This window comes from Cognaticolwellia mytili (assembly GCF_002104475.1).
In the GTDB taxonomy this organism is placed as follows: domain Bacteria; phylum Pseudomonadota; class Gammaproteobacteria; order Enterobacterales; family Alteromonadaceae; genus Cognaticolwellia; species Cognaticolwellia mytili.
This window is the reverse complement of record NZ_NBOF01000002.1, coordinates 716,198-729,083: the sequence shown is the minus strand read 5'-3', so window position 1 is coordinate 729,083 and position 12,886 is coordinate 716,198. Positions and strand designations below refer to the sequence as shown.

Below are 12,886 nucleotides of genomic sequence, written 5' to 3'. Positions count from 1 at the left end.
ATTTCCCCGCCGCTATTCGGCTAAGGTTTTATCAAGGCGATGATAAATTTCACTACCGCTAGCTTTAAACTCGGCTGATTTTTCAGCCATACCTTGGGTGGAAATGGCAATGGTTTCATCAAGTAGCTTTATCTCGATTATTTGCTCATTGTTTGTCTGGTTCTCCAAACCTGCAGCATAGTCTCTTACTTCTTGAGATATTTTCATTGAACAAAATTTAGGGCCACACATTGAACAGAAATGAGCAACTTTACCGGACTCTTGTGGCAGCGTTTCATCATGATAAGTTCGTGCGCGTTCAGGATCTAAACCGATATTGAATTGATCGTACCAACGAAACTCAAAGCGGGCCTTTGACATCGCATTATCACGAATTTGTGCGCCGGGATGGCCTTTAGCTAAATCACCGGCATGCGCGGCAATTTTGTAAGTCATTAAACCTTCTTTTACATCTTCTTTGTTTGGTAAGCCTAAATGCTCTTTAGGTGTTACGTAACAAAGCATAGCACAGCCATACCAACCGATATTGGCAGCACCGATACCAGAAGTTATATGATCATAGCCGGGAGCAATATCAGTGGTTAGCGGCCCTAAAGTGTAAAACGGCGCTTCGCCACAATGCTTTAGCTGCTCAGTCATGTTTTTTTGAATCATGTGCAATGGCACATGGCCTGGGCCCTCAACAATGGTTTGCACATCGTGTTTCCATGCCAGCTTGGTTAATTCTCCAAGGGTTTTTAATTCAGAAAATTGTGCTTCATCGTTAGCATCGGCTACTGAACCTGGGCGTAAACCATCACCTAAGGAAAATGAAACATCGTAAGCTTTTAGAATTTCGCAAATATCTTCAAAGTGGGTATAAAGGAAGTTTTCTTTATGGTGTGCTAAACACCATTTCGCCATAATTGAACCGCCTCGTGAAACAATCCCGGTGACTCGTTTGGCGGTCATTGGTACATAACGCAGTAGTACACCAGCGTGAATGGTAAAGTAATCAACCCCTTGTTCAGCTTGTTCAATGAGGGTGTCGCGAAAAATTTCCCAAGTTAGGTCTTCAGCAATGCCGTTTACTTTTTCTAATGCTTGATAGATAGGAACTGTGCCAATAGGTACTGGGGAATTTCTGATGATCCATTCACGCGTTTCATGAATATAGCGACCGGTGGAAAGATCCATTACCGTATCGGCGCCCCATTTAGTCGACCATACTAACTTTTCTACTTCTTCTTCAATTGAAGACGTTACTGCCGAATTACCAATATTTGCGTTCACTTTGATCAAAAAATTACGCCCGATGATCATTGGCTCACTTTCGGGGTGATTAATATTAGCGGGAATAATGGCGCGGCCGCGAGCAACTTCTTCACGGACAAATTCTGCAGTGATTTGCTCGGGGATGCTGGCGCCAAATGATTGTCCTTGGTGCTGTTGCAGTAATATTTCATCTTGTACTTCTTGACGCTTTAAGTTTTCGCGTATCGCAATATATTCCATTTCAGGCGTGATCAACCCTTGGCGAGCATAATGCATTTGCGTCACATTTTTACCGGTCTTGGCCTTACGTACTTTTGGTAAATGTTCAAAACGAATGTGATCAAGCCCTTCGTCCGCTAAACGTTGCTGGCTATAGCTAGAGCTTTTTCCTGATAAAAATTCAACATCGCCACGGATTTCAATCCAGTTGTCGCGCAAGCGTGGAATACCTTTATGAACATCAACTTCAATGGCGTCATCAGTATAAAAACCGGAAGTGTCATAAACACATAATGGTTGGTTTTTCTCATAAACAGCGTTGTCTTTTTGCCCACTGACTAAAGTGTCTGACAGTGATATCTCACGCATGCCAACACGAATATCGTGAATTTCGCCTTGAACATAAACTTTTTTGGAATTTGGAAATGATTGATCGGCAACATTTTTTAAAAATTCTGCTGCTTGATCGCGACGCTCGCGTCTGGAAATTGAACTCATGGTCTCTCACCTGTTTTTATAAAATAAAAGTTAGGCGGAGCTATATTAGGGTAGTAACGAGGAGCAGTATCGAAGGTAATTCATACCGTTGCTATGGAAGCTGCTCACTTGTTCCCTTCGCAGATGTTAATCTAATCAGGTTCTACGGATCCCGCTTTCGCGATCTCAGCCCTATGGCACTCCGACAAGTCAATACGTTTAATTATTTTTAAACGTGACTGGATTCTAGCGCGAAGACTTATTCTTTTGCAATGAATTTTGAGTAGAGATAGAAGCGGCTCTCAATAATAAATGAAAAATAACTGTCACAATACTTCTGCTTAGTGCATCTTAAAAATAAAACTAAGGATTTTATGAAGAAGGAAGGTTTCGGCCAGTCGCTTACTCAGTTTGAGTTTGTAGCATTGATAAAGGATAAGCGCCTTGGTTTTGATGCAGCGTATAAACTGTATGCTGATCATGTTTATTCTTTAGCATTGCACATTTTAGGCGATAAAGACGTAGCTTGCGATATTCTTCAACAAGTCTTTGAAACTTTACTTATGAAAGCTTCTCACGTAAAAAAATTGGAATCGCTTGGTGCATGGCTAAAAAGAGTCACGATAAATGCCTGTATGGGGCATTTCAGGAAAACATCGAAAACGAGCAATAATATAGACGCCGAAGAGGCATTTGAAATACTCGCTGAACCGTATCGTATCCAAGAAGCAAAGTTGAAAGATGAACAACAAGTTTTAGACTACTTAGCTAAACTACCGGGTATACAACGCTCTGTAGTTTACTATTATGCGGTATACGGCTTAAGGCATAATGAAATTGCGCCAAGTTTGGGCATAGAAGAAGCTAATAGCCGACAACTTTATCGCCGAGCACTGCAACAATTAAGATCATGGTTGCAATAATTGAGAATTATTATGAATGATAATAAATCAATAATAGAAGAAAAATATACTGAGTGGGAAGCTCATCGAGCACCTGACTTTTCAGGTGAGATATGGCAAAGACACCAAAAGAAAAAGCAAAGTAAATGGCTAGCAATGGCAGCAAGTTTCGCGCTACTTTCTTTTGGCATTTGGTTTATTAATGTTGAAACTAGTACAAGTTTACAAAATGAAAATTGGGCTAATGTAAATATGTCTGATCCATCATCAGAGCAAATCTTGTTAGAAAAAAACTCTGATTTAGAGCAAAAACTGGCGCAAGTATCGAAAAATACTTTATCTAATCAACAGCGATTAATAATGAATAATTGGTATGACGAGCTAGCGATGATTGATTTTTCTATAGAGCAGCAAACACAAAAAAATATTGATGAAAAGCTTTGGAGTTTAAGGCGTGAAACTTTACTCCGTATGATTAGGTTTTATAGTCAACCTATTGATGTTTATGAAATATAACAGGGTTAAATATGAAAATTAAGTATTTGTCAATATTGCTACTGGCTTTACCTCTTACTGCGGGAGAATTGAAATCACCGCAAGCACAACGCATTGCTGAGCAAATGTCAAAAATGATAACGCAAAAAATACAAGAAATTACTGTGTTGGAGCAGGCTGCGGGTGCTAAAAATGTGCAAATAGATTTATCGCAGCCACAGCGATTTAATAGTGGACGTTTTGGCATTATTTTATCTGCTAATTCTCCCGGCTTAGTTATATCAGTAACACCGAATAGTCAAGCGCATAACTTTGGTATTCAAAGTGGTGATAAAATTACGTCGATAAACGGTGCCGAAATTATTGATAATATAAAGCCTGCACTGGCCGTACTTCAATATGCTAAAAAAGAGACTGGCGTTGAAATTACGATAATGCGAGATGGAAAATCAATGATGTTAGCAGGTACTCTCACCGTAAAATTAACCCCAGGTTGGAAATTTAGCACGATAAACCAAGACATCCCGCAGCCTTTGATGAGTGTTACTAATAAAATTGAGCCGGAAAAGCAAGAATGCGGGCAAGTGAAACTGGGATTTCGTGTCGAAGAATCTGGTTACAAGGTTAGATCTTTAAAGACAGTTGTTGTTGTTGAAGCGATTGATGGCGTTAAAGTTGAAAACCCATTAGAGCAAGACTACTTAAAAATACCGGTTGGCTATCATAGATTAACAGTACACAGAAAAATTCATCATTTTGATAAAGAACATGCTGAATCAGCCGAATTTAATGTTCGAATAGACGCTAATAGATCGTATTTTTTGGCTTATCGTAGTGACACTTTGTTTTCTAGTAATAAATCCAAAAAGTATGCTGAATTACCGGTGATTTGGAAAGAAAAGCAACAAAATTGTGAGATGCAGTGAGTAGCTGTATAGGCACTTTATTAGATGAGATATAGCTTTTTATAAGAGTACATTTTTTTACTTTGAAAAATAATAATTAATATTCTAATTAAAAATTTCAGTTAATTGTCACAAAAATCGTTTCCATGCATCTTACATAGAGTAAATGAGCCTTCAAACATATTGAATCTAGAAAGAATTGAGTTTATCTAATATCTTATTCATTTGTTTAGAGAAACTGCATGACTGCAGTTATGCATTGGCTAATTTACTTTTATTTCGTATAAGCATTGGTGAATGAAATTTTACGCCAAATATAACAAAATTCAATTTTAGATAGTTAGCCTTAAAAGGAATTTAAATATGAAAAATTATCTTAACGTCATCTTTATCGCTTTTAGCATAAACTTTACTTCGCCAGTCATAGCATCGGAAAAAAACGGGAGTGCAGGTAAATTTTCAGGAGAGTTAGCTGAATTAACTACGGATAGCTTTACTGTAAATCCAGACCATATATGTGATAGTGATAGTTGTTTGAAACTATTTAAAGAGTTAAAAAAATATGCTAAATGGGGCAACCCTGAAGCACAGGTATTGGTTGGAACAGCCTATTTGACTGGTAATGGTTTAGAGAAAAATGACCGATTGGCGGTAAGAAATTTACGCAAAGCTGTTTTGTCCGGCTCTAATCGAGCACGTTGGATGATGTCCTATCTATACAAACATGGGATAGGTATTGATAAAAACCTTGCTCAGTCTGAGCGTTTACTAGATAAAGCAGCTAAATATAACTACCCGCCTGCACTGTTTCAAAAAGCGACAGAAATAATTAATTTTTCTGGGAGCAATAACGAGGAAGGTGTTGCCATGCTTGAGGCTGCAGCAAAAAAGAAACATAAAGCGTCAATGTACCTCTTAGCCAAAATGTATCAGTATGGTAAAGGCCTTTCTTTGGATCAGCTTAAAAGTGCTAAATTATATAAGAAATTAGCTTTCTCGAGCTATCGAGATAGCCGCAAGCAATTAAAGTCTATTTTACAGGAAGTAAAAAAAGAGCAAAAAAACTCAGAGGAAATGCTTTCCCTCTCTAGTGATATTGAAAGAATCGAAGTAATTGGTCATAAATGGGATATGGAGTTGGCGCTGGAATATAAAGTTGAAAGAATGTCCAAAAGCAATATTTATGATGGCAATAGTTTTGGTAGTCATTTGCGTGGCCGTACGTGTTTAAATTCAAGCTCTAAGTGTATTAGTATTAGTGGTGAGGATGTAGATGGCTTTGTGGCTAATGTTATGCGTGATGCCCAAAAAGTGTGGTCTATAAAACGCTAAATTCACGTTTGATGCTTTGCTCATCGTAACCAGTTGATGGCTAACGATGAGCTATATAATTACCATTTTTGCATTTTCCGGTAGATAGTCGATGGATTAACTTCTAGTAATGCTGCGGCTTTGGTAATGTTGCCTTCGCACTTAGCAATCGCTTGTTCGATAGCGTGTTTTTCAACTAATTCAAGTGGAATAATTTCGTTGCTGATAGTTGATAATTGCGTTTCTTCAATTGACTTAAGTGAAGACTTTTCTGGCTCATTGAGTACGGGGGAATTTATTTTTAATTGTTCTGCCAATAGTGGCTGTATCATGGCTAAGGTTATTTTTGTTCCGGTATTCATAATACAAACACTATGTACGGTGTTTTCTAATTGCCTTACATTTCCAGGCCATGAATAATCAATGATAAAAGCACGTGCATCACTACTAAAACCGATAAAGCTCTTTTGTTGTTGATGATTATATTTAGCTAAGAAGTGCAGGGCAATAACATAAGCGTCTTGTTCACGATCTCTTAGTGGCGGCAAGTTTAAGGGAATTACATTAAGGCGATAAAATAAATCTTCTCTAAATTCTCCGTTGTTAACGGCATCACTTAGCTTTACTGATGATGCAGCAATAATTTGTGCATCGAATTTCATCAACTTATGATCACCTAACGCGGTAAATTCTCGCTCTTGAATAACCCGTAGCAACTTAGCTTGCAATGCCATCGGCAAGGTGGTTATTTCATCAAGAAATATCGTGCCACCATTACTTTGAGCAAATAAACCTTCTTGGTCATTAATCGCCCCGGTGAATGCCCCCTTCTTGTGACCATAAAGTTGAGATTCGATTAGTGTTTCTGAGAAATTGGCGCAATTCACCGCGATAAACTCCCCTTCGCGCTTGCAGCCAGACTCATGACAAGCCTTGGCAACAAGCTCTTTACCGGTGCCTGTTTCACCATGAATGTAAATTGGTACATTTGCCCCTGCGGCTATTGATATATGGTCAATCAATTGCTTGATTTTAGTGCTTTCACCAATAATGGTTTGGCTGAGCTGGCTTGTAGCTGGAGGTGTGTCTTTAGTGGCTATGCTATCTTGTACTAGCATAACCAGTTCAGAATTTTTCCAAGGTTTGGAAATAAATTTTTCAATAATAGCCTGATTAAAACCAGCAGAAACCGAATCAAAATCTTCGTAGGCGCTGAGCATTATACGTTTAGTGTCTGGCCAACGTTTTTTAATTTTAGCCAGTAACTTATCACCGGTAATGTCTGGCATACGCTGATCAGAAATGACTAATACCGGTTGGTTATCTTGCATGAATTCGAGGGCCAATCGCGGTGAGGTAAACGACTCAATATGTACATCTACCCGCATTAGGGTACGTTTTAATGCAGCTAAAATTTCGCGCTCATCATCAACAATGACGACCAAAGGGCGAGTATCGGTAATTTCCATTAGTTGGCTGCTCCATCTTTTTGTTGTGAAGGACTTTCTTTACGAGGGCCATGCAGTATATAAGCGACAATGACATTTTTTGTATGTTCTTGGTGTTTGGCCAAGTTATCAATATGGCTTTGTGAAAGTACAGTCTTTTCATTAAGCAGCTTGTGTTGTTCATGATTTAAAATATCTTGTGCCAGCAGCATTCCTGGCTGTAATTCACCAATGCTTTTTGCTATCTCTAAACGCTCGGTTGTCAATGGTGTGGTTAGCATAGTGATAAATTGGCTGAAAATTTTAGAGTCAAATAAGTTACCTAAATTTTTTTTCATTAAAATGACAGCTTCTTGCGGAGTAATGCATTGCTCGGTCATTTTACCGGATACTAATAAGTCAAAATGAATACTGATTGCTAAAATACGTGAAGTAATTGGAATGTCATCGCCGCTAAGGTGTTGCGGTATACCTGAACCATCGAAGTGTTCATAAATGTGACGAACGATTTTTGCACAGGGAGCTAATGATTCAACAGAAGTTAAAACATCAGCACTAACTTGTGGATACTTCATCCAAGTTGACTTGTCTTGTGAGCTCATTTTATACCAAGGTAAAGCAACAAGCGACGGGGATAAACTGCTAATACCAATGCGATAGAATAAGGCTGCCAAATAAACATGAACTGGGTGAGGTTCTTCTAACTGCATTCTATTGGCTAGCATTTTACTTTGCTGAGCAACTCGATAGGTGTGCCCTGATGTGTCTTGAGTTTGCATGGCAACTAAGTTTGCACTGAGTTGTAATAATTCATTATTCAATGTTGCCAGTTTCTTGTGTTTATCAAGGACGTTGATATGCTTCGCTTGAAGAAAATTACTAACTTTTATTATCGAATCTTGATTTGCTGACAAACGCTGATTATCCAGCTTTAAGCTTTTAATTACTGATAATTTTTTATTTTCAACTTTCAGTTCGTTGATTAACTTTGCTAAGGTTTCTTTGAGTTCGATGTTACTCCATGGCTTATTTAAGTAAGCCGAAATTTTACCTTCATTAATTGCTTTTTTTGCTAACTCTGTATCGGCATAGCCGGTTAGTACGATGCGTTTACATCTACTGTTAATTTTAGCGATATGACTAAGAAACTCAGCACCATTTATCTTTGGCATTTTCATGTCAGAAATAACTATTTGTGTTGGTGAGTTATGAAAAAAATTTATTGCTGCTTGCGCGTCAGTAAACGCATGTACTTGATAGTCTCTGTGCAATACACGCTGGAGTGCATTAAGTACTTCCTGTTCATCATCTAGCAATAAAATTGACGGTAACATTTCTCACCCCTAAAAAAATATAGTTAAAGATTAATTAGTTGCATAAACTCATGCTAGCATTATAGTTAACGTTAAGTGAAGTGTTTAAAGGACGTTGAATAATGAAAGGTGCAATTTTTACCGGCTTTGCGGAGTATGTTGAAAAGGAATTTGGCTTAACTACGTGGTTGAAAACACTTGATAGTTGTGAACTTGCTTCTAATGGCGAATATTTATCAACGGAACTTTATGAAGATGTTGAGTTTAAAGTGTTAGCAGATACTCTAGGAACAATTATAGGAGTTGATAGGGAGTATTTGTTCAGAGGCTTCGGTGAGTATTTTTTCCCTGTATTGATGTCACTAGGCTTACCTCATGTTAAAGAAATAAATAACCTATTTGATTTTATGCGCGCAGTCGATAGTGTTATTCATATTGAAGTGCAAAAAAGTGACCCTTTAGCCTATACACCTACACTTTTGTACGATCAGCCACATGATAACGTACTTATTATTCGTTACATATCACACCGTCAAATGTGTCATTTTGCAGAAGGATTAATTCTTGGTGCCGCCGCTCACTTTCAGCAGAAAGCTCACATTTATCAAACTAAATGTCTATGTAAAGGAGATGAACATTGCCTGATCAGAGTCGAGATTTGAATATAGCATTACAAGAAAAAGTTACATTGTTAGAGAAAGCGTTGACACGTGAACGCAATGCTAAAAAGAAATTAGAAGCAAAGTTGGATCAAAAAGCAGAAGTTAGGCTTTATGATAATAAAGAGTTCTTCGATTCTTATGAAAAAGCAACAAGCCGCCAAGTTCAGCTGCAATTTTTAGCTAGTCTGACACAAGAGTTACTATTGGATAAGAATATAGATGAATCATTTTCTCATTTTGCCGGTAATGTTGCGAAATTATTAGATGCATGTCCTGTTGTTGTCATGCGTATTAATCAGGATGATGAAAATTATGTTTGGTCATTAGCGTCACCTAGTGAGTCATGGCAAACAATGCTTTGGCAAAAAGATTATGAATTACTAATTAAGCCTATGTTGGCTAAGTTAGAATCACGTTGGCACCGTATTGAACGTTCGAATAGTACCTGTAATCACATGTGCTCAGAGCTGTTTTTTAATGAAATGTTATTGTACCTAATAGTAAAGGTAACTGAAAAAGAACGGCGCATAATTTTACTCGATATTAGTCATTATTGTTATAGTGATGACTTTAAGCAGACTTTAGATATTGCCGCGCACCAATTTGGCTCAGCTATAAAAAGGCGTATGACGAAGGTTGAACTTGCTTACAATATTCGTGATTTACGCAATACTGTTTCCGAACTTAAAGCGACCCAGCAACAATTAGTTCATAGTGAAAAAATGAGTTCATTAGGGCAATTAGCCGCGGGAGTCGCTCATGAAATTAATAATCCCATTGGTTATATCACCAGTAATTTAGATGTTTTAAAAGATTATATTAATATTTATGATCAAGCATTATCACAACTCCCTACTAAGTTAGTTGAGCAACTTGATAATGCTCGTGAGCTATCATTTGCCCGTGAGGATGTGAGTGAATTGCTCGACTCTTGCATTATTGGCGTTGAACGCGTTACTGAAATTGTTGCAAGCCTCAAAACATTTTCCAGAAAAGAACAAGATGAATTTTCTGCTGTTGCGATTAATGATGTTATTGAAAGTGCATTAAAAATAGTCTGGAATAAACTTAAGTATGATCATGATATTGTCCAAGAGCTATCTTTAGGGTTACCTGAAATTCACGGAAATTATGGCCAATTACAACAAGTGTTTGTTAACTTATTTGTTAATGCTGCACAAGCAATGGATGAGAGTGGTGAACTTAGAATTGAAAGTAATATGATTGATAATTATATTGAAGTAAAAGTTCATGATACCGGCTGTGGTATGGATGAATCTGTTATTCGTCGTTTGTTTGAGCCCTTCTATACCACTAAGGATGAAAGTGAAGGTACAGGCTTAGGGCTATCAGTTTCGTATGCCATTGTAGAGAAGCATAACGCGATGATAAGCGTAAACTCTGAGCCTAACCAAGGCTGCACGTTTACGCTTAAATTTCCTATTGTCTATTCATGAGATTAAGTGATGCTTATTCCCTTATAATTGGGCAATAATATTTTTCGGGTTGTAAATATGAAAAATATCATAGCGACTAGTAGTAAGATTGTGCTGCTGAGGTGTTCTAAATGAAATGGAAACCTCAATGTCACTGCCATTTAGTGCCGACTTTCTATCACAATAAAGCATAGCGCTAATGGGAAATAACCCTTTATTTAACTCCAGCGATCCAGTCAACACTTGTTCTGCTTCAAAGCGTGCCATTAAATGAATTTTCTTGTCTATGACGCGCTTGTTATTCATATCAATGCGGGCATAACATGAGCTTATTTTTGACATCGCGTCTGACTTTGCACTCGTTTGTTGATTTTTAATATAAAATTCAACTCCCACTTGTAAGCGACCTTTTATACGATTTGGAAAAAGACCATTAAGGCGATACATGCTTTTACTTGGTTGCGCAATACCGTAGCTTTTGTGGCTTGAAAGTGAAAAGCGAGTTTCATTCATTACAAATGAGCCAACATCATTACTAAAAGCAGCTTGTTCGACACTTGAAGGTAATGGGTATACTCGGGTGATCCAACCGGGAAATAAGTCTGCTTTGTTTACAGCTTGAGCTAGCACTTCATTACTCCCAACATGATATGGGTTTAAAGTGCGTAGTATTGATAATTCATCCTCAGCTTTCAGTAGCAGAATATTCTTATCATCCAAGCTTGCGCTCAATGATGAGGCTTTCTTCCACTGAATAGCCGCACTCCCACCTAAAATAATAGTAAATACAGCCAATAAGGTGACTTTAATTAAAGAGTCGGTGAATGATGTTGTATGACGACTATATCTCTCTCTTCTATAGTTAGCACTCATATTCTTTTCCTCACAATTCAATAGACCTTAGAACCTTTGCAATTGCTTTGCCAGTTATAAAAGTATTTACAATCAGTGCTTTAGGTTTTTCTTTAGGCTGTTTAGCTGAAAGTGCTTTGCAAATTGCAATAGATTTAACTGCAGTTTGCGAATGATTTATTAATGTTTTCTTAACTGATTGATATTAATGGTAAAAAAAATAGGCAGGAAAACTGCAATAACCTTGAGTGAGAATAACTCGATGAGCAAGGTTCAAGTATTATGAGGAGAAATCTATGCGAATAAATTCCCTTAAGGCAGCTTTAGCTGCTTTGTTGCTAAGCACGAGCAGTGCGGCATATAGTGTTACGCAAGTAGATATAGAGTTGCAGTTGCTACTTGATATATCGGGCAGTATTAATAGTACTGAATATGACTTACAGCTGCTAGGTTATCAAGCAGCTTTTGAAAGCGATAACGTGCAAAATGCTATTATCAATGGCAGTGAAGGGCAAATTGCAGTGCAACTGATTATGTGGTCTGGACCAAATCAGCAAAGTGTTATGATTGATTGGACTTTAGTTGATAGTGCTACAAGTGCCGATACCTTTGCGACGGACATTGCTGCTATAGCTCGCCCATTTTCAGGATGGACAGCAATCGGTGAAGCTATAGAATACGCTTATCCATTATTTGAAAATAACGGCTTTGAAGGTTTTGAGCAAATAATGGATATCTCAGGAGATGGCACTAATAACTCTGGTGTAACACCAAGTATAGCGTCTGATAATGCCATTGCTGATGGTGTTGACACGATAAACGGTATTGTTATCACCACAAATCAGAATGTTGTTGATCAATATTTAGGTGAGGTAATTAACGGCGAATCACCATTCCTGTTGGCACCAGGTAATTTTGATGATTTTCAAACTTCCATTGAAAATAAAATTGTCGCCGAAATAGCAGGCAGTAGACCCGTTAATGTTGTTTCAGTACCCGAGCCGAGCACCATAGGTTTATTTGCTATTCCCGCAATATTTATATGTTTTAGAAAGCACACTATCAAGGAGAAGAAATCATGAGATTATTTAACATGGTTATAGCTGGTTGTATCTTATTGTCTAGCGTAGCAAATGCGTCGACGGATAGTAATTTTGTTTTTGATTTTGGTGTAGTACGGCACAATAATGTTGGAGAGCCTATCGCCTTTGAAAAAACCACTGAAATACCTATTGTTAATGGTGTTGAAACGACACTTTATGGCTTAGTAGTCACGAGCGCTACCAATGAGAAGTTTAACTTGAACTCCGTGCATATTGTGCCAATAAAAAATAAAAATGGTGGTTTGAAAAAAGTGATGGGAAAAACCATGATAATTAAAAAACGAGGCGCGATTTTTATGCGCACAGACTTTGATGATTTACCAGGTGACTATCAAATGGAAATTTATATTGATAATGAGCTGCATCGCACTATTAGCTATCAATTAGCCGATAATTCCCTTGCAAAGCGTTAAAGGGCTAGTTCCTCAGTAGAATAAGACAAGGATGTCTATTAATTAGCGACTAGTCGCTAATATTATTGTAAATTTACCTGCAATTTGTCGTAATAT

12 protein-coding genes and 1 riboswitch are annotated in these 12,886 nt (G+C 37.7%); of the genes, 8 read left to right on the top strand and 4 right to left on the bottom strand.

Going from position 1 to position 12,886, the window contains the following annotated elements:
• Positions 1-12: 12 nt before the first annotated feature.
• Positions 13-1,971, bottom strand: a complete 1,959-nt coding sequence (thiC, locus tag B7C41_RS08085) for a phosphomethylpyrimidine synthase ThiC (protein ID WP_085298281.1) — start codon at positions 1,969-1,971, stop codon at positions 13-15.
• 95 nt (positions 1,972-2,066) lie between these two features.
• A riboswitch (TPP riboswitch) is annotated at positions 2,067-2,165 on the bottom strand.
• Positions 2,166-2,324: 159 nt separating this feature from the next.
• On the opposite strand from thiC, the gene B7C41_RS08080 reads away from it, so the two are divergent.
• The 4 genes from B7C41_RS08080 to B7C41_RS08065 all read left to right on the top strand — a co-directional run bounded on the left by B7C41_RS08080 (position 2,325) and on the right by B7C41_RS08065 (position 5,584).
• Positions 2,325-2,873 (top strand): RNA polymerase sigma factor, encoded by a 549-nt coding sequence (locus B7C41_RS08080; protein WP_085298280.1) that lies wholly within the window; start codon positions 2,325-2,327, stop codon positions 2,871-2,873.
• A 12-nt stretch (positions 2,874-2,885) separates the two neighbouring features.
• On the top strand, positions 2,886-3,368 hold the full coding sequence (locus B7C41_RS08075) for a hypothetical protein (RefSeq protein ID WP_143764331.1): 483 nt from the start codon (positions 2,886-2,888) through the stop codon (positions 3,366-3,368).
• An 11-nt stretch (positions 3,369-3,379) separates the two neighbouring features.
• Complete coding sequence (locus B7C41_RS08070) at positions 3,380-4,273, top strand: PDZ domain-containing protein (RefSeq protein ID WP_085298278.1); 894 nt, start codon at positions 3,380-3,382, stop codon at positions 4,271-4,273.
• Between the two features lie 342 nt (positions 4,274-4,615).
• On the top strand, positions 4,616-5,584 hold the full coding sequence (locus B7C41_RS08065) for a tetratricopeptide repeat protein (protein WP_085298277.1): 969 nt from the start codon (positions 4,616-4,618) through the stop codon (positions 5,582-5,584).
• A gap of 59 nt (positions 5,585-5,643) precedes the next feature.
• Here the strand turns inward: B7C41_RS08065 and B7C41_RS08060 are convergent, their stop codons facing one another.
• Positions 5,644-7,032: a sigma-54-dependent transcriptional regulator gene (locus B7C41_RS08060; protein ID WP_085298276.1), complete on the bottom strand. Its 1,389-nt coding sequence runs from the start codon at positions 7,030-7,032 to the stop codon at positions 5,644-5,646.
• Positions 7,032-8,345, bottom strand: coding sequence for an HD domain-containing phosphohydrolase (locus B7C41_RS08055; protein ID WP_085298275.1), 1,314 nt, complete (start codon positions 8,343-8,345; stop codon positions 7,032-7,034). Before B7C41_RS08055 ends, B7C41_RS08060 begins: the two co-directional genes overlap by 1 nt.
• A 101-nt stretch (positions 8,346-8,446) precedes the next feature.
• Here B7C41_RS08055 and B7C41_RS08050 point away from each other — a divergent pair, with 101 nt between their 5' ends.
• Positions 8,447-8,986 (top strand): heme NO-binding domain-containing protein, encoded by a 540-nt coding sequence (locus B7C41_RS08050; RefSeq protein ID WP_085298274.1) that lies wholly within the window; start codon positions 8,447-8,449, stop codon positions 8,984-8,986.
• Positions 8,962-10,443: a sensor histidine kinase gene (locus tag B7C41_RS08045; protein ID WP_143764330.1), complete on the top strand. Its 1,482-nt coding sequence runs from the start codon at positions 8,962-8,964 to the stop codon at positions 10,441-10,443. Before B7C41_RS08050 ends, B7C41_RS08045 begins: the two co-directional genes overlap by 25 nt.
• A 21-nt stretch (positions 10,444-10,464) precedes the next feature.
• Here the strand turns inward: B7C41_RS08045 and B7C41_RS08040 are convergent, their stop codons facing one another.
• A complete protein-coding gene (locus B7C41_RS08040) occupies positions 10,465-11,295 on the bottom strand; it encodes a hypothetical protein (RefSeq protein WP_085298272.1) in 831 nt (276 codons plus the stop codon).
• 275 nt (positions 11,296-11,570) lie between these two features.
• Between B7C41_RS08040 and B7C41_RS08035 the strand changes: the two genes are divergently transcribed.
• On the top strand, positions 11,571-12,356 hold the full coding sequence (locus B7C41_RS08035) for a DUF1194 domain-containing protein (RefSeq protein ID WP_085298271.1): 786 nt from the start codon (positions 11,571-11,573) through the stop codon (positions 12,354-12,356).
• Positions 12,353-12,790: a hypothetical protein gene (locus B7C41_RS08030; RefSeq protein ID WP_085298270.1), complete on the top strand. Its 438-nt coding sequence runs from the start codon at positions 12,353-12,355 to the stop codon at positions 12,788-12,790. Before B7C41_RS08035 ends, B7C41_RS08030 begins: the two co-directional genes overlap by 4 nt.
• Positions 12,791-12,886: the final 96 nt, after the last annotated feature.

Coding starts and splice junctions, on each gene's coding strand:
- B7C41_RS08055 (WP_085298275.1), bottom strand. CDS start 8,345: ATGTTACCGTCAATTTTATTGCTAGATGATGAACAGGAAGTACTTAAT.
- thiC (WP_085298281.1), bottom strand. CDS start 1,971: ATGAGTTCAATTTCCAGACGCGAGCGTCGCGATCAAGCAGCAGAATTT.
- B7C41_RS08035 (WP_085298271.1), top strand. CDS start 11,571: ATGCGAATAAATTCCCTTAAGGCAGCTTTAGCTGCTTTGTTGCTAAGC.
- B7C41_RS08080 (WP_085298280.1), top strand. CDS start 2,325: ATGAAGAAGGAAGGTTTCGGCCAGTCGCTTACTCAGTTTGAGTTTGTA.
- B7C41_RS08040 (WP_085298272.1), bottom strand. CDS start 11,295: ATGAGTGCTAACTATAGAAGAGAGAGATATAGTCGTCATACAACATCA.
- B7C41_RS08060 (WP_085298276.1), bottom strand. CDS start 7,032: ATGGAAATTACCGATACTCGCCCTTTGGTCGTCATTGTTGATGATGAG.
- B7C41_RS08050 (WP_085298274.1), top strand. CDS start 8,447: ATGAAAGGTGCAATTTTTACCGGCTTTGCGGAGTATGTTGAAAAGGAA.
- B7C41_RS08030 (WP_085298270.1), top strand. CDS start 12,353: ATGAGATTATTTAACATGGTTATAGCTGGTTGTATCTTATTGTCTAGC.
- B7C41_RS08070 (WP_085298278.1), top strand. CDS start 3,380: ATGAAAATTAAGTATTTGTCAATATTGCTACTGGCTTTACCTCTTACT.
- B7C41_RS08075 (WP_143764331.1), top strand. CDS start 2,886: ATGAATGATAATAAATCAATAATAGAAGAAAAATATACTGAGTGGGAA.
- B7C41_RS08065 (WP_085298277.1), top strand. CDS start 4,616: ATGAAAAATTATCTTAACGTCATCTTTATCGCTTTTAGCATAAACTTT.